The following is a 14,491-nucleotide window of genomic DNA, read 5'->3' on the forward strand; positions in this document are numbered from 1 at the left end:
TATTCACCTCTTATTTCGTTTCTCATGTTCCGAACTGGTGCAGCCTTGCTGCTGCTTTCCTCGCTGCTGGCCTGCAACCGGGCCACCCCGCCCACTGCCGCCGGCCCGGCCTGCATCGACCCCACCAAGATCCGGCAGGACGCCATGTGCACCATGGACTACAACCCGGTATGCGGCTGCGACGGCAAAACCTACGGCAATGCCTGCGTGGCCACCAATGCCGGCGTCACGTCCTTCACCAAGGGGGAATGCCCGCCCGCTTCCACCACCAACTAATCCTCTTTGCTATGTCCGAAAAACGGTATTTCCGTCAGCAGAACCCCTTCCGCGTGCCCACCACCGACGGCAAGCTGATTGAAGAGCACATTGGCCTGGCCAGCACCCAGACGTGCGCCTACAGCGTGGCCCACATGGTGGCGCCGCCCCAGTGGAGTGAGCCCCACCAGAACCCGCAGTTCGATGAAATCACCATCGTGGTGCGGGGCCGTAAGCGGTTTGAAGTCGATAGCGACATCATTGAGCTGGGTGCCGGCGAATCGCTGCTGATTAAGGCCGGGGCCCGGGTGCGCTACTCCAACCCCTTCGATGCCGAGTGCGAGTACTGGTCGATCTGCGTGCCCGCCTTCTCGATGGACACGGTGCACCGCGAAGAGTAGCCGCCCCGGGATGCAACCGGCGGACGAAATATAGACTCTTACCGATATACGTTGTCTCACTTGTTGCCAACTCCCGATGAAACGCACGCTACTTCTCGCCGGGGCAGTTTTCGGCCTGCTGACCGCCTGCCAGGACTCCGACTGCTCCCCCACCTCCGACTGCATCGACCCGGCCAAGATCCGGCGGGACGCCATATGCACCGCGGACTACAACCCCGTATGCGGCTGCGATGGTAAAACCTACTCCAACGCGTGTGCGGCAGAAAGCGCGGGCGTGAAATCGTACGCGCAAGGCGGGTGCGCCACCAAGCCTAACTAGCGCCGGAAGCCGGCGCCCAGGAAAAGCTCAACCGCGGGTAGTGGTTGAGCTTTTCCCCTGGTAAATAGGCTCGGCCAGGGCTACCCCAACCGCCGGCTTCTGCCTATATTACCGGTACTTCCCCGGACCTAACGTTTCCTGCATGGACCAGCGCATTATCAACCTGTTTGACGAATACACCCACAAGCCGCTCACGCGCAAGGAGTTTATTGAGCGCCTGGTGAAGCTGACCGGCGGCATGGCGCTGGCTATGTCGGCGCTGTCGGTGCTGGACCCCGGCTACGCCCAGGCCGCTACCATCGAGGAAACCGACAAGGATCTGATAACGGAAGAAGTAAGCTGGCCCGGCGACGAGGCCACGATGAAAGGCTACCTGGCCCGCCCCAAAGGCCGCAAAAAGCGGGGCGCGGTGGTGGTCATTCACGAAAACCGGGGCCTGACGCCCCACATCAAGGACGTGACGCGCCGCGTGGCCAAGGCCGGCTACCTGGCCCTGGGCGTCGATGCCCTGAGCCCACTGGGCGGCACGCCGGCCAACGAAGACGAAGGCCGCACCCTGATTGGCAAGCTCGATGCCGAGCAAAACCTGGGCAACTACCTGCGGGCCCTGAACTACCTGCGCACCCGCCCGGACAGCAACGGCAAAACCGGCGGCGTGGGCTTTTGCTGGGGTGGAGCCCTGGCCAACCAGCTGGCCGTACACGATTCGCGGCTCAACGCGGCCGTGGCCTACTACGGCATGCAGCCCAAGCCCGAAGACGTGGCCATGATCAAAGCCCACGTGCTGCTGCACTACGGCGGGCTGGATGAGCGGGTGAATGCCGGGGCAGCGGCTTACGAAGCAGCCCTGAAGGCCGCGCACGTGCCGTACGAGCAGTTTATCTACCAGGGCGCCAACCACGCCTTCAACAACGACTCCTCCCCCGCCCGCTACAACGCCGAAGCGGCCAAGCTGGCCTGGGAACGAACCCTGCGCCTGTTCCAGGAACAGCTTTCGTAGCTCACAAAAAAGCCCGGCAGGTAATGGCCGGGCTTTTTTGTTGTTGAGCGAGTGGGTTGCTACTGAGGCTTGCCGGCCGGGGGCTGGGGCTTGCGTGGCAGCTTCTGGTCGCGCATGGCAGCGTGGTAGACAAACGTGGCCACTACCACGGAAGCCTGCTTGAGGTCGTCGGCGGGGAGACGCTCGTAGGTGTCCATGTTGGTGTGGTGGGTGCGCGTACCGTAGTCGAGCGGGTCTTGAATAAACTGGAAGCCGGGCAGGCCCACCGCGTCGAACGACAGGTGGTCGGTGCCGCCGGTGTTGCGCAGCGTGACGGTAGTGGCACCCAAGTCGGCCAGGGGTTTTAGCCAGTCCGTGAAAATCGGGGCTACGGCCGCGTTGCCCTGCGCGTAGATACCCCGGATTTTGCCGGCGCCGTTGTCGAGGTTAAAGTACGCGGCCAGCTTGGCGTGGTCGGGCAGCACCTGCATGGTGGCGGGGTCGGCAAAGTGGTTTTTAACGTAGTTTTTCGAGCCGTGCAGGCCCTGCTCCTCCTCCCCCCACAGCGCAATCCGGATGGTGCGGCGGGGCTGCACGCCGGCCGCTTTCAGGATGCGGACGGCTTCCATCATCACGGCACAGCCGGCGGCGTTATCGGTAGCCCCGGTGGCCGCGTGCCAGGAGTCGAGGTGGGCACCCAGCATGACTACTTCGTGCTTCAGCTTCCGGTCGGTGCCCGGAATTTCGGCCACCACGTTGTAGCCCTTCAGATCCTGGGTTTGGAAGAGGGTGCGGGTTTCCAGCTCAATTTCCACCGGAATGCCGGCTTCGGCCAGCCGAATCAGCCGCAGCTGGTCTTCGGGGGCCATTTCCATTTCCGGCAGTACCGGTTTGGCGTCGGCCGCGTAGGGGGCGCCGTTGCTGGTAAAGAACGTGCCGTCGGAGCCGCCCCGGGTGCTGAGCACCGCCGCGGCGCCTTCGCTCAGGTAGAAGTCGGCCATTTTGGCGCGCAGGGCTAGTTGGGCCCGACGGGCTGCCATCCGGTCGGTATCCGGGGCGGTAGTCGGCGCGGCGGGCGTTTCCGTGAGCTTTTTCAGCTCCTCGGCGGTGTAGCGCCGGGCATCGGGCTCGAAGGTAGTTTTGGGCGGATTGGCGACTTCCGTCAGCACGATTTTGTCGCGCAGCTGGCCTTTGTACTTGTCCAGATCCGCCTCGGTAGCGGCTTTTACCACTACCACGCTCTTTTTCAGCGGGCCGCTGGTAGAAGGCGTCCAGGCTTTGGGGGCTCCCAGCAGGGCGTGGTAATACGGGGCCGTCATGGCCACGTACGACTTCTCGATATCCCAGCCCCGGCCAAACGTGCCCCAGGGCTCGACGGCTGCATTGGTCAGGCCCCAGCCGGCCAGCTGGGTTTTGGTCCACTCGTTGGCGCGCTGCAAACCGGCCGAGCCCGCCAGGCGCGGCCCGCACACGTCGGTGAGGTAAAACGCGGTTTCCATTACCCGGGAGCGGTCCATGCCCTCGTCCCGGATTTTGGTGAGCATGAGCGGGTCGGCTTTTTCGGCCTGCTGGGCCACGGCGGCGGCAGGCAGCAGGGAGCAGCCAATAAGGAAGAGAAGAGCGAAAGGGCGCATAGCAAACGGGGCAGCCCATAGCGGCTGGTGCTGCTAAAGTAACGCTTCGCCCCGCTGACGTTGCAGCCGATGACGGTTGAGCCCCACGCCGAAGTGCGGGACGCTACGCGGGCAGCTCGCGGCCAAAGTGCTGCCGCAGGATTTCCTCGACCTTGTCCCGGGTCAGGGGCTTGTTCAGAAAGCCGGCAATGTTGAGCGTCGCCACCCGCTCCACGTCGCGCGGATGCAGGGAAGTCGTCAGCACGATGATGATGCTTTGCTGCTGTCCCACCCCCAGATCCTCGTAGGCCAGCAGGAAATCGAAGCCGTTCATCACGGGCATGTTCACGTCCAGCAGAATCAGGTCCGGGCAATCAGTGGGGCAATGCTCCTCAATCAGAGCAAGGGCTTCTTTGCCGTTGAGAGCTACCAGCAGCTTATCGGCCAGACTAAGCTCGGTGAGCAGACGCTGGTTTAGAAAGTTGGTAATAGGATCGTCGTCGACTAGCAGGATAGAGGAGAGTTTCGACATGCGCAAGGGAAGCTAAAAGCCGCAAGTGCTGCTTTTACGTTCTGTCAATCCCTTTGCTTACGTACGACAGGGCTCATAGTTGGAAAATAACTGGCTACGTGGCCGGGCCCACCAGCTTATCGGGGGTGATGGGCAGCTCCCGCACGCGCCGGCCGGTGGCGTGGTACACGGCATTGGCCACGGCGGCCGTGAAGCCGATCAGGCCGATTTCCCCCATGCCCTTGGCCCCCATCGGGTCGAGGTGCTGGTCGGGCTCGTCGATAAAGACCACGTCGATGGCGGGCACGTCGGCCGAAACCGGCACGTGGTATTCGGCCAGCTGGGGGTTCACGTAGCGGCCGTAGCGGTGGTCCATGCAGGCCTGCTCCTGCAAGGCCATGCCGATGCCCCACACCACCGAGCCGTACACCTGGCTGCGGGCCGTTTTGGCGTTCAGCACCCGGCCCACATCCAGCGCCGACACCACCCGGCTGACCCGCACCACTCCCGTGGCTTCGTGCACCCGCACTTCCACGAAATTGGCGCAGAACGACTTTCCGGAATACGCTTTCTGCTGCTCGCCCGGCTCTACTTCCCGCGTCAGGTCGAGGCCCATCAGGTTGTGCTGGCGCAGAATGTCGGAATAAAGAAGCTGCTTATCGGCGTGCCGCGTCAGGCGGACCGCCCCATTTTCGGCCGTTACTTCGGTGGGTTGCAGGCGGCGCTTCTGCCACTCGGGCGTGCTGCGGGCCAAGGTCAGCAGCTGCTCTTTCAGGGCGGTGCAGGCCGCGTGTACCGCCGTGCCCACCGAGGCCGCCGTGTGAGAGCCAAACTGCCCCGGCGCGGGCGGCAGCGCCGAGTTGCCCAGCTCGAAGCGGATACGCTCGACAGGTACGCCGCTGGCATCGGCCGCAATCTGGCTCATGATGGTGGCGGTGCCGGGGCCGGCGTCGGCGGTGGCGGCCTGCACCAGCAGGCGGCCGTCGGCAAACAGCTGGGCGCGGGCACTGGCTTTGGCCCGCTCGGCCTTGTAAATTCCCATGCTCATGCCCCAGCCCACCAGCCAGTCGCCGGCCCGGGTGGCGCGGGGCTGCGCCGGCCGCCGGCTCCAACCAAACTGCTCGGCCCCCCGCGCGTAGCACTGGCGCAGCTGGTTGCTCGACCACGGTTTACCATCCACCGGATCGGCGTCGGCAAAATTTTTCAGCCGTAAGGCCAGCGGGTCCATGTTCAGGGCGTAGGCCAGTTCATCCACCGCCGATTCGAGGGCAAACGAGCCGCTGGCTTCGCCGGGGCCGCGCGTCCAGGCGGGCGTGCTCAGGTCGAGGGGCACGAGGCGGTAGGTGGCCGTGAGGTTGGGGCACTGGTAGGCCGATTTGGTGGGGTCGAGGATGCGCTCGGCGAATTCCTCGTGGCGGGAAGTTTGCCCGAAGGCCTCGTGGGTGAGGCCCACCAGCTGCCCGTCGGCGGTAGCGCCCAGGCTTACCTGCTGGATGGAACAGGGTCGGTAGCCCACCAGATTGAACATCTGGTCGCGCCGCAGTACCACTTTCACCGGCCGGCCCACCAGCTTGGCCCCGAGGATGGCGGCCACTTCCTGGGGCCAGATGCGGGAGGAGCCGCCAAACGCGCCGCCCACGAACGGCGAATACACCTGCACGCTGGCCTCGGGCAGCTGGAACATGCGCATCAGGTCCTGCTGAGCTACTTTCGGCGCCTGGGTTTTGTTGTACACCGTCAGCTTGCTGCCTTCCCAGTAGGCAATAGCCGCGTGGGGCTCCATCGGGTTGTGCATCTGCACGGCGGTGCGGTATTCCTGCTCGATACGCACCGGAGCCTGCCGCTCAGCGGCGGGCTGGCCCCAGTGGTAGTCGTCGGCTTTCTGGGGCTTCACGGCCCGGCCGCGGTGCCGGGCCAAATCGGTTTCGGGCGGGGCGGCTTCGTACTGCACCCGCACCAGCGTGGCCGCGTGCTGGGCCCGCTCCAGCGTGTCGGCCAGGGCCAGGGCCACGGGCTGGTTGCTGAAGTGGATCTGCTCGTCGTGAAACACCCGGATTTCCTGCCCGGCCAGGCGCGGATTGTTGTTGAGTTTGGCGTCCTGGTAGGCGGGCACGCCGGGCGAGTTGCGGTAGGTGAGGACGGCCAGCACGCCGGGCGCCTTTTCGGCCGCCGTGGTATCCAGCGTCTTGATGCGGCCCCGGGTAATGGTGCTGGTCAGCAGCACGCCGTGTACCAGGCCCGGCACCGGGTGCTCGGCGGCGTAGCGGGCCTGGCCGGTTACTTTCAGCAGGCCGTCGGCGCGGCTCAGGGGCTGGCCAATGATGGGCGGGGTGGCGGGTTGGTTTTCCATAGGGCAGAAACGGGCCGCTAGTGGCAGCGGCGGCGGGAGTTTCTGTACGATACAATCCGCCCGGCGTTTTCTGGCCTATCTTACGGCTAGTTACCGCCCTTCGATATTACCAGCCGCCTATGCCAGACGTGAATGCCCAGTTGCAATCCTTATTCCAGCAGCACGACATTTCCACCATTGCGTTAGACGACAAGGTGCTGCTGTTAACCAAGCAGCCCGCGTTGCTGCAGAGCCGGGTGACGCCCCGGCAGTTTCCCAACGGTGCCACGTCACAGCTCGACGTGCGCCTGTTCATCAAAGACCAAGTGCTGGTGGAAAGCTTCGGCGACATAGGCGAAACCGCAGAGGCGGCCCTGACCAACAACCTGGCAAATTTTGCCCGCAACAGCCTGCACGTGCTCCTGGCCGCCCTGCAGAGCGCGGAGCAGGATGAGCAGGTCAGCGTGGAGGACTGGCACATCAATGGCTCCCGTTGGCAGGCTTACGTTGGAAACTACGGTATAAAAGCAGCTAAAGGGCAGCTCGTGCCCGTGCCGGCAGAACTATTCCCCCGGTTGGAAGGCATCATTCACGGGCTTCCGCTGACGCAGAACTATCATTGGTTTCGATTCTTTGTCTCTAGCAACGACGCGCAGATTTCTAACCTCGAAGTTCTCTTTGACAACCACCCTCTGCCTGCGGCCGAACAAGAGTTTGTTAATTTCAACTGGCCCCTTATTCCCGAATTTTATAGCATCCGGTTGTTCCTAGTGCTGCGAAAAGTCGCCTAGTTATGATTTACTGAAACCCGGGTATTCACCACTTTTCTCCCACCGCCATGACCGTCGAATACATCCGCTACCGGATTGCCGCCGAGCAGCAGCCGGCCTTCGTGCAAGCCATCCGCAGCGCCCACGAGCTGCTCGCCCAGGCCCCCGACTGCCTGCGCGACGAGCTCAGTCACTGCGACGAAGAACCCGAGCTGTTCATCTGGCGCATCGAGTGGACGTCGGTGGACCGCCACCTCAACGGCTTCCGCAAAAGCGCCCAGTTTGGTGCGTTCTTTCAGCTGGTGAAGCCGTTTTACCAGAGCATTCAGGAAATGAACCATTACGCAGTGGTATAAGAGCGGATATTCATTGTCTACTTTCGTATTGTGAAGACTTTCGTATTCATAAGTAGTTTACTTGCCTCGTGGTTTGGTGCACCAAGCGCACCAACTCAACAAGAGCTAACTCCAGAAGTATTAGTTCAGAGAAGAATAGCCGCTGACAAATATGCCTCGTCAAATAAATCTTCACTGACTTATTATGCAAAACAACCCACCAGACTACTGCCATTAGCCGGCAATTCAACCGTACCTGACGGCACTGAAACCGTTTTTACTATTGTCAGAAACAAGCAGAATAAGATACTCTTAATCACCGAAACTCCGACCAGCCAAAGCGGCGACTGGCACATTGAGTACAGTCAATATTTTGACGATAAAGGAAACCGTTTCGCTTTTAAGCGGTCCGCGTCTTTTTTCAATAGCGGCTGTACTCCCGGCGTAGCGCATGAAACCAGGGTAAGGTATTACGACCCGAGCTATAAATCAGTAAAAAGCACGTACACTTTAACTGACGAGCGGAATAAGCCATTAACTAAAGGTAAATGCACCTTTCCTTATAACTATTCTTACACTTTGAGCAACACAGTAAGCGACTATCTAAAGCGTAATAAGCTGCCTGCTACGCTGTAGAGTATTTTCCCCGCCCCCACCCCCAATAACCCCACTGCCCTCCCGCGCGTCTAACCGGACACTATCACCCCGTCCGCGCTGCCGCTGCTTATGAGTCTCTGGGAAATTATCCGCCGCCTCTACCCCTACGTGCTGCCCTACCGCCGCCTGGTTATCAGCACCCTGCTGCTGACGCTGGTGGGCTCGTTGGCGGCCCAGGTCAACCCGTTCGTGCTGCGCTACACCGTGGATACGGTGCAGGGGCTGCTCAACCGGAATCTGGGTTTGGCCCAGGGGCTGGACATGCTGATCTGGGTGAGCGTGCTGCTGCTGGGCAAGGAGGTCATTAACACCTTTATTCAGTTCGGGCAGAAGTTCTACGGGGAGAAAATCCGCATCAACGTGTCGAGCACCCTCTCGCAGGATGCCATTCACAAGCTCTTGAGCTACGAGCTGGGCTTTTACTCCGACAGCGGCAACCAGGCCGGCAAGCTCCAGACCCGCATCGACCGGGGCGTGGAAAGTTTGATGAAGCTGGTGCAAAACTTCTTTATCGACATCCTGCCCCTGTTTGCCAACTCCATCGTGGCCCTGGTGGTCATGTTTATGGCCAACGTGTACGTGGGGCTGGTGGCGGTGTGCATCCTGCCCATCTACTTCTGGATCAGCTACCGGCAGGCTGATAAGCTCAATGGCACCCGCCGGGCCCTGCGCGGCCTGCGGGAGGCCAAAAGCCAGGGTTTGGTGAATCTGATTGACTCGGCGGTGGTCATTAAGAGCTTCGTGCGCGAAGACTACGAGGAGCAGAAGCAGGCCCAGGTGCAGCAGAACCTGCAGGAAGCCCAGCTGGCCACGCGCAAAACCAACTTCCTCTACGACGGCCTCAAAACCTTTGTGGAACAAGTCGGCGTGGTGCTCATCATCATCCTGACCGCCTACCTCGTGCTCGACCGGCAGATCAGCATCGGGACCATTATGTTCCACATTCTGCTCTTCAACAACGTATCGGCCCCCATCCGGCAGCTGCACCGCATCTACGACGAGATGAACGAGGCCCTGACCTACTCCGAAGGCTTCTTCGACATCCTCGACGCCGACGACGCCCGCGAGAAAACCGGCCCCATCCAGCCCAATGAGGTGCGCGGCACCTTCGAGATTTGCAACGTGGACTTCACCTACCCCAGCGGCACCCAGGCCCTGCACGACGTGTGCCTGACCATCGAGGAAGGCAAAACCACCGCCCTGGTGGGCCTCTCGGGGGCCGGCAAAAGCACCATCATCAACCTGCTCTGCAAGTTCTACGAGCCGGACCGGGGCAACATGCTGCTCGACGGCCGCCCCCTCTCCGACTACGACACCCACGCCCTGCGCCAGCGCATCGGGCTGGTGCTCCAGAAAAACCACATTTTCAAGGGCACCATCGAGGAAAACATCCGCTACGGGGTGATGGACGCCACGCTGGAGCACATCCAGGCCGCCGCCAAGCAAGCCTACCTCCACGACCAGATTCTGGAGCTGCCCAAGGGCTACCAGAGCGACGCCCAGCAGCTCAGCGGGGGCCAGCAGCAGCGCATTGCCATTGCCCGGCTGTTCCTGAAAAATCCGCCCATCATCTTCCTCGACGAGCCCACCGCCTCCCTCGACGCCATTGCCACCGAGCAAATCAAAAACTCCCTCGACGCCATCAAAAAGGGCCGCACGGTGGTCATCATCTCCCACAGCCTGGCCCAAATCGTGGACTCCGACTGCATCTACGTCATGAAGCAGGGCCGCATGGTGGAAAGCGGCACCCACGAGCAGCTCTACGACCTAAAAGGCACCTACCGCGAGATTTTCGACGCCTCGGCCCGGAGCCTCAATATCGAGAAGCTGGCCCGGGTGATGGTCGATGATGAGGATGAGGTGGGGGATACGGCGGCGTAGTATTATAAACTTTTCACCTGACGACGTATGCTTTGTCTATTTTGCAAGGTAGGTGACCAATTCAACACCGTTGAACACATCATACCTGAGTCACTTGGTAACGACGACCTGATCTTACAGAATGAAGTATGTGATTCTTGTCAAAAGCATTTTAGCCACATTGAAAACTATATCCTTAATAAAACACCTATTGGGTTTTGGCGAACACTGTTAGGAATAAAATCGAAGCATCGCAAACTACCTAGAATAGACTTTACTAAGCCTAACAATAAGAAAGGCAGATTTACAGATAGCCATCCAGAACACGACAATTTTACACTCGAGGCACAAGATGACTTCACAGCAATAATTGAGATTCCAGAAAAAGAAAAACCTCTGGGTGGTAAGGATCAGCTTAAATATATCATGACTCCAAAAGTACTTAATGAGTTGGGTCGCTTCTTGGGAAAGGTAGGTTTAGAACTTATATGTTTACAAGACCGTGAATCTTCTCGCAAAGCATTATTTGACAAAATAAGAACATACAGTCGATATGGATCCTTAAATGAGCTTTGGCCTATCTTTCATTATTCACAAGGCAACATAGATGACTTGGTGAAATTCAAGAAGGACTCTAAAGATGTTCTAGCAACAGTGCAGTGTTACTCTTATTCTATAGATCAGATCGAAACCTATACTGTTTTTAGATTCAATGTAGGCACAGACAATTGGTGTATATGTCTAAATGATATGTTCCCAACGTCAGTAATCAAACAGTTATTCCTACCCCACGACATCAAGTTATTATGGTATACCCAGGATCAATGGAAGTCAAAATAGGTTTAGATGCAATTACAACCGCTATTGAGTACCCCGCACCGTCGCTCGGCTGTGCCGAGTGACGCCTACGCTTGAGCAGCTATGCTGCGAATTGGACCGCGCCAGCAGAACGACCTAACGGCGCGGGACACTCGCGGCACAGCCGCTCCACATAGTCGTCACTCGGCATAGCCGAGCGACTGCGCCATTAGCCCCGGGCACTTCTGCGTGCAGTTCTGCGTATCTTCCGTAGCTAACCGTTACTACTATGACCCAACTCACGCTCAATCTGCCCGACCAACTGGCCCAGCAGGCCGAAGACTATGCCAAGGCCCAGGGTAAGACTTTGGCGGCACTAGTAGAAGACACCTTGCGAAGTCTGACTACCAAGCCAAGGCTTACCGTGGAAGAGACAAAACCCGATGCAACTGTCGTATTCTTATCGAAGCAGGCTGTCACCACGCCGGCGCTGGAAATATCCCCCGAGATTCTGGCGCTGATGGGGTCGGTGACGCTGCCGGAGGGCATGACCGCCGACGAGGCCCGCGACGAATATCTGACCGCTAAGTATCTGCAATGAAACACTGGTTTCTGGATACGAACGTGCTGATTGATTTTCTGCTGGGTCGCCCTCCTTTCGCGCTCGATGCCGCTGCCCTGCTGGAGTTGGCCCGCCGCCAGCAGTTGCAGCTGTATGCGGCCAGTTTATCCTTCGCTACTGCTTACTACATCACTCGAAAAACAAAGACCCACGAGCAGACGCTAACTGCTTTGAGTAAGCTGACTCACTTGGTGCAAATACTTGCGGTAGATGCCACCACCGTGCAGCAGGCTCTGGCCGCCGGCTTCCCCGACTTCGAAGATGCCTTGCAATACTTCGCCGCTACGGCAGAGCCCTCTATTACGGCCATTGTCACCCGCGACCCGAAAGGCTTCCGCGACGCTACTCTGCCCGTTCTGACACCGGCGCAGGCCGTAGCCCAAGCCATAACAGCTAGCTAAAAAATAAACCCACCCTCCCCGCTTGCCCAATTCCTTGAACTCAATACCTTACGCCCGGTCCGGCCTCGCCGGGTCGGGCTATTTTATTTCCTTATTTACCTTCTTTCTATGTCCGCTTACCAAACGTATTTCGACAATTTCTTCGCGACCCTGCCCATGTCGCGCACCAACTTTAAGGCCCTGGGCGCGGCTACGCACCTGGCCGTGAAGCAGGCCGAGTTGGGCGCCGAGTTCACCCCCCACCTCACGGCCCTGCAAACCGCCCTCGACGGCTTCGACGAGAACCTGACCGAGGCCGACGAGTCGACGAGCGGGGGCACGGAGGCGTTCCGGACGGCCCGCAAGGCGTGGCTCACCTTCGTGGATGACGCCATGAAAGACCACGTGACGCCCAAGCTGCGCAAGCTGCCCGCCTACGCCGACTTTAAGAAGTACACCAAGAGCAAGCTCGGCGGCCTCGACCAGCCCGAGCTGCTCCAGGATTCCAAGCTGCTGCTGGCTCTCTACACTGAGCACGCCGCCGCCCTGGGCCAGCCGGGGTTGCCGGCCGCGGCCCAGGCCGCCTACCAGCAGCTGGCCGCCGCCCACGAAACCCGCGGCACCGCCGGGGCGGCCATTTCCCAGGCCCGCGTGGCCCTCTCCACCGACTGGCTCACGCTGGCCCGCAGCCTGCGCCGCCTCAAGGCCCAACTGGAGCTGCGCTTCGACGAGCCCCAGGAGGTGTACCGGTTCTTTAATTTTGGAAAAACCCGCGTAGCGAAGCGTCCGGCCAAAGCCAAGCAAGTCGCCGTAAAGTGAGTAGTGACCCGGGACTTGTCCCACGGCCCATATTGAGTTGAAGAAGGCCTTCGGGACAAGTCCCGGAGGCCTTTTCTATTTCCTGTAACGCATCGGGACTTGTCCCGGGGGCCTACACCAGTTGTGTACATGCCCCGGGACAAGTCCCGGTGGGGTTTCAGAACCCCAGAAGAGCCCCGGGACTTGTGCTGAGGTGCTTCCGGAGTTCCGAAACCCCATCGGGACTTGTGCTGACAACTTCTAGCTTTTTGCGGAGAAAACAGGATTACGTCCCCTGGCAGTCGCTTGGCTAGGGCCGAGTGACGCCTACGCGTGAGCCGCTGGGCTGCGAATTGGGCCGCGCCGCTCGGTGGGTGTAGGCCCGCAAGGCGCGGGACGCTCGGGGGTTCGTTCAACGATTGAGACGCAAGTATGCGTCTCTACGGCGGGCACGCGCCCCTGCTACTTCTCGTCCAGCAGGTTTTTGGCTTCGCCCTTGTCGTTGAGGGTTTCGATGCGGGGGTTGCCGGCGGCGTCGACGTAGAGCTTGAGCTTGGCCTTGCCGTCGGGGCCGGAGAGGAACAGGCCGGAGTTGTTGGAGCCGGTGCGGCCCAGGAAGACGCGGTTTTTGGAGCCTTCCCGGGCGAAAAGCTCCTCTATTTTCCGGTCCCGCTCGGCTTTGTCCTGGATTTTTTCCAGCTCCTGGAGCTTGCCGTTGCGCACGTCGATGTTGGAGCCCACGGGGTAGTCGTTGATGCTGATGCCGCGGCGGATGCTGGCCTTGCCCCCGGCGTAGGATTCGGCGTTCAGGATCTGGATGACCTGGTCGTCGTGGTACTGGTCCATGGTGAAGGACATGCCCGAGTTGGTTTCGCCCTTCTTGGTTTCGCCGGCGTACACCAGCCCGCCGCACTCGTCGCCCTCGTCGTTGAAGAAAATCAGGCCGGCCTGCCGCTCGCGCTTGGGGTAGTCCTTGCCGTTCATGCGGCCCGGGTGCTGCCGGTCCTTGTTGCTGACGACCAGGCGCAGGCTGCCGTCTTCGCCGATGACGTTGATGCGCTTGACGGTCAGTTCGTCGAGCGTCTGGGTTTTGCTCCCGCCGGTAAAGGAAGCCAGCACCAGCAGGCCCAGCGCGACGGTGCTGCCGATGGCGTAGGCCGTGAGGAAATTCACCCGTTTTTCGAGCGTCGTACTCATACTAATTTGCGTTTAGAAGAAAGGTTGTGGAAAGCTGGGCGTGAAAGTAGCGCCCGCGCCTGTCGCAGCCAAAAACCGCCTCGTCACCCCTACCCGCCCCCCCGCATGACCCTCGACCTGACCGGTATTCAGACCAAAGCCGCCCTGCACCAGCTGTTCAAACAGGCCCTGGGCTTCCCGGAGTGGTACGGCCCCAGCTGGGACGCCTTCTGGGATTCGGCCACGGCCATCGTGGAGATGCCCGCGCAGCTGACCCTGGTCAACTGGCAGGAATTTGCCGCCCACTGCCCCCACGACATGCAGATTCTGCGCCGGGTAGTGCAGGACTACGCCCAGGAAATGGCCCCCAAGCGGATTGTGCTGGCCTAGCGGACCGGCCGCCAAGCCGACATCAGAGTTGCTGGTCGTTGGTTGTTGATCGTTAGTCGTTGGTTGTTCATCGTCTGTCATCCTGAGCCTGCGAAGGACCTTATCGGCTAGGCACGACTGGCCTACCACCGAGCTGGTGCCAGCGGGGGCAGGCCCTGCACGAGCCTCGTGGGGTGGCGAATGAGGCCGGACGACGGCAGCGCTGAAATAAACAGCGGCCCCGCCACACGGCCGGGTTGGGAAGTGGCGTTGGGTATAGCGCATGCGCCCCGTGCGCAAGGTCGTGCTACTTTTCTTC

At 60.4% G+C, this 14,491-nt stretch carries 17 protein-coding genes; 13 read left to right on the forward strand and 4 right to left on the reverse strand.

Going from position 1 to position 14,491, the window contains the following annotated elements; translation table 11 throughout:
* Nucleotides 1-24 precede the first annotated feature (24 nt).
* The 4 genes from E5K00_RS10225 to E5K00_RS10240 all read left to right on the forward strand — a co-directional run bounded on the left by E5K00_RS10225 (nt 25) and on the right by E5K00_RS10240 (nt 1,975).
* A complete protein-coding gene (locus tag E5K00_RS10225) occupies nt 25-276 on the forward strand; it encodes a Kazal-type serine protease inhibitor family protein (RefSeq protein WP_135463117.1) in 252 nt (83 codons plus the stop codon).
* An 11-nt stretch (nt 277-287) separates the two neighbouring features.
* Entirely contained in the window at nt 288-656 is a 369-nt protein-coding gene (locus E5K00_RS10230; RefSeq protein WP_135463118.1) for a cupin domain-containing protein, read from the forward strand.
* Between the two features lie 76 nt (nt 657-732).
* Nucleotides 733-975, forward strand: coding sequence for a Kazal-type serine protease inhibitor domain-containing protein (locus tag E5K00_RS10235; protein ID WP_135463119.1), 243 nt, complete (start codon nt 733-735; stop codon nt 973-975).
* A 142-nt stretch (nt 976-1,117) separates the two neighbouring features.
* Nucleotides 1,118-1,975, forward strand: a complete 858-nt coding sequence (locus tag E5K00_RS10240) for a dienelactone hydrolase family protein (RefSeq protein ID WP_135463120.1) — start codon at nt 1,118-1,120, stop codon at nt 1,973-1,975.
* 59 nt (nt 1,976-2,034) lie between these two features.
* Here the strand turns inward: E5K00_RS10240 and E5K00_RS10245 are convergent, their stop codons facing one another.
* The 3 genes from E5K00_RS10245 to E5K00_RS10255 all read right to left on the reverse strand — a co-directional run bounded on the left by E5K00_RS10245 (nt 2,035) and on the right by E5K00_RS10255 (nt 6,428).
* A complete protein-coding gene (locus E5K00_RS10245; RefSeq protein WP_135463121.1) occupies nt 2,035-3,588 on the reverse strand; it encodes a M28 family metallopeptidase in 1,554 nt (517 codons plus the stop codon).
* 103 nt (nt 3,589-3,691) lie between these two features.
* The gene (locus E5K00_RS10250) at nt 3,692-4,099 is read right to left on the reverse strand and encodes a response regulator (RefSeq protein WP_135463122.1); all 408 of its coding nucleotides are present in this window, start codon (nt 4,097-4,099) and stop codon (nt 3,692-3,694) included.
* A 94-nt stretch (nt 4,100-4,193) separates the two neighbouring features.
* Nucleotides 4,194-6,428, reverse strand: a complete 2,235-nt coding sequence (locus E5K00_RS10255) for a xanthine dehydrogenase family protein molybdopterin-binding subunit (RefSeq protein WP_135463123.1) — start codon at nt 6,426-6,428, stop codon at nt 4,194-4,196.
* A 119-nt stretch (nt 6,429-6,547) separates the two neighbouring features.
* Here E5K00_RS10255 and E5K00_RS10260 point away from each other — a divergent pair, with 119 nt between their 5' ends.
* The 8 genes from E5K00_RS10260 to E5K00_RS10295 all read left to right on the forward strand — a co-directional run bounded on the left by E5K00_RS10260 (nt 6,548) and on the right by E5K00_RS10295 (nt 12,648).
* Nucleotides 6,548-7,198: a DUF6348 family protein gene (locus E5K00_RS10260; RefSeq protein ID WP_135463124.1), complete on the forward strand. Its 651-nt coding sequence runs from the start codon at nt 6,548-6,550 to the stop codon at nt 7,196-7,198.
* Nucleotides 7,199-7,245: 47 nt separating this feature from the next.
* Nucleotides 7,246-7,533, forward strand: a complete 288-nt coding sequence (locus tag E5K00_RS10265; RefSeq protein ID WP_135463125.1) for a putative quinol monooxygenase — start codon at nt 7,246-7,248, stop codon at nt 7,531-7,533.
* A 30-nt stretch (nt 7,534-7,563) separates the two neighbouring features.
* Nucleotides 7,564-8,148: a hypothetical protein gene (locus E5K00_RS10270; protein ID WP_135463126.1), complete on the forward strand. Its 585-nt coding sequence runs from the start codon at nt 7,564-7,566 to the stop codon at nt 8,146-8,148.
* Between the two features lie 90 nt (nt 8,149-8,238).
* Complete coding sequence (locus E5K00_RS10275; RefSeq protein WP_135463127.1) at nt 8,239-10,050, forward strand: ABC transporter ATP-binding protein; 1,812 nt, start codon at nt 8,239-8,241, stop codon at nt 10,048-10,050.
* Nucleotides 10,051-10,077: 27 nt separating this feature from the next.
* The gene (locus E5K00_RS10280) at nt 10,078-10,869 is read left to right on the forward strand and encodes a hypothetical protein (RefSeq protein ID WP_135463128.1); all 792 of its coding nucleotides are present in this window, start codon (nt 10,078-10,080) and stop codon (nt 10,867-10,869) included.
* Nucleotides 10,870-11,116: 247 nt separating this feature from the next.
* A complete protein-coding gene (locus E5K00_RS10285) occupies nt 11,117-11,428 on the forward strand; it encodes a DUF6364 family protein (protein ID WP_135463129.1) in 312 nt (103 codons plus the stop codon).
* Complete coding sequence (locus E5K00_RS10290) at nt 11,425-11,850, forward strand: type II toxin-antitoxin system VapC family toxin (protein ID WP_135463130.1); 426 nt, start codon at nt 11,425-11,427, stop codon at nt 11,848-11,850. The genes E5K00_RS10285 and E5K00_RS10290 overlap by 4 nt, the downstream gene beginning before the upstream one ends.
* Nucleotides 11,851-11,958: 108 nt before the next feature.
* Nucleotides 11,959-12,648, forward strand: coding sequence for a hypothetical protein (locus E5K00_RS10295; RefSeq protein ID WP_135463131.1), 690 nt, complete (start codon nt 11,959-11,961; stop codon nt 12,646-12,648).
* A gap of 441 nt (nt 12,649-13,089) precedes the next feature.
* Here the strand turns inward: E5K00_RS10295 and E5K00_RS10300 are convergent, their stop codons facing one another.
* Nucleotides 13,090-13,824 carry a hypothetical protein gene (locus E5K00_RS10300; RefSeq protein ID WP_135463132.1) on the reverse strand — a complete coding sequence of 245 codons (735 nt, stop codon included), beginning with the start codon at nt 13,822-13,824 and terminating at the stop codon, nt 13,090-13,092.
* Between the two features lie 105 nt (nt 13,825-13,929).
* On the opposite strand from E5K00_RS10300, the gene E5K00_RS10305 reads away from it, so the two are divergent.
* The gene (locus tag E5K00_RS10305; RefSeq protein WP_135463133.1) at nt 13,930-14,193 is read left to right on the forward strand and encodes a barstar family protein; all 264 of its coding nucleotides are present in this window, start codon (nt 13,930-13,932) and stop codon (nt 14,191-14,193) included.
* Nucleotides 14,194-14,491: the final 298 nt, after the last annotated feature.

The organism is Hymenobacter aquaticus (assembly GCF_004765605.1).
In the GTDB taxonomy this organism is placed as follows: Bacteria; Bacteroidota; Bacteroidia; order Cytophagales; family Hymenobacteraceae; genus Hymenobacter; species Hymenobacter aquaticus.

Bases quoted from the DNA above. Each gene is read 5' to 3' on its own strand.
- E5K00_RS10240 (WP_135463120.1), top strand. From the start codon at position 1,118: ATGGACCAGCGCATTATCAACCTGTTTGACGAATACACCCACAAGCCG.
- E5K00_RS10305 (WP_135463133.1), top strand. From the start codon at position 13,930: ATGACCCTCGACCTGACCGGTATTCAGACCAAAGCCGCCCTGCACCAG.
- E5K00_RS10230 (WP_135463118.1), top strand. From the start codon at position 288: ATGTCCGAAAAACGGTATTTCCGTCAGCAGAACCCCTTCCGCGTGCCC.
- E5K00_RS10245 (WP_135463121.1), bottom strand. From the start codon at position 3,588: ATGCGCCCTTTCGCTCTTCTCTTCCTTATTGGCTGCTCCCTGCTGCCT.
- E5K00_RS10285 (WP_135463129.1), top strand. From the start codon at position 11,117: ATGACCCAACTCACGCTCAATCTGCCCGACCAACTGGCCCAGCAGGCC.
- E5K00_RS10265 (WP_135463125.1), top strand. From the start codon at position 7,246: ATGACCGTCGAATACATCCGCTACCGGATTGCCGCCGAGCAGCAGCCG.
- E5K00_RS10225 (WP_135463117.1), top strand. From the start codon at position 25: ATGTTCCGAACTGGTGCAGCCTTGCTGCTGCTTTCCTCGCTGCTGGCC.
- E5K00_RS10275 (WP_135463127.1), top strand. From the start codon at position 8,239: ATGAGTCTCTGGGAAATTATCCGCCGCCTCTACCCCTACGTGCTGCCC.
- E5K00_RS10280 (WP_135463128.1), top strand. From the start codon at position 10,078: ATGCTTTGTCTATTTTGCAAGGTAGGTGACCAATTCAACACCGTTGAA.
- E5K00_RS10235 (WP_135463119.1), top strand. From the start codon at position 733: ATGAAACGCACGCTACTTCTCGCCGGGGCAGTTTTCGGCCTGCTGACC.
- E5K00_RS10260 (WP_135463124.1), top strand. From the start codon at position 6,548: ATGCCAGACGTGAATGCCCAGTTGCAATCCTTATTCCAGCAGCACGAC.
- E5K00_RS10295 (WP_135463131.1), top strand. From the start codon at position 11,959: ATGTCCGCTTACCAAACGTATTTCGACAATTTCTTCGCGACCCTGCCC.
- E5K00_RS10250 (WP_135463122.1), bottom strand. From the start codon at position 4,099: ATGTCGAAACTCTCCTCTATCCTGCTAGTCGACGACGATCCTATTACC.
- E5K00_RS10255 (WP_135463123.1), bottom strand. From the start codon at position 6,428: ATGGAAAACCAACCCGCCACCCCGCCCATCATTGGCCAGCCCCTGAGC.
- E5K00_RS10300 (WP_135463132.1), bottom strand. From the start codon at position 13,824: ATGAGTACGACGCTCGAAAAACGGGTGAATTTCCTCACGGCCTACGCC.
- E5K00_RS10290 (WP_135463130.1), top strand. From the start codon at position 11,425: ATGAAACACTGGTTTCTGGATACGAACGTGCTGATTGATTTTCTGCTG.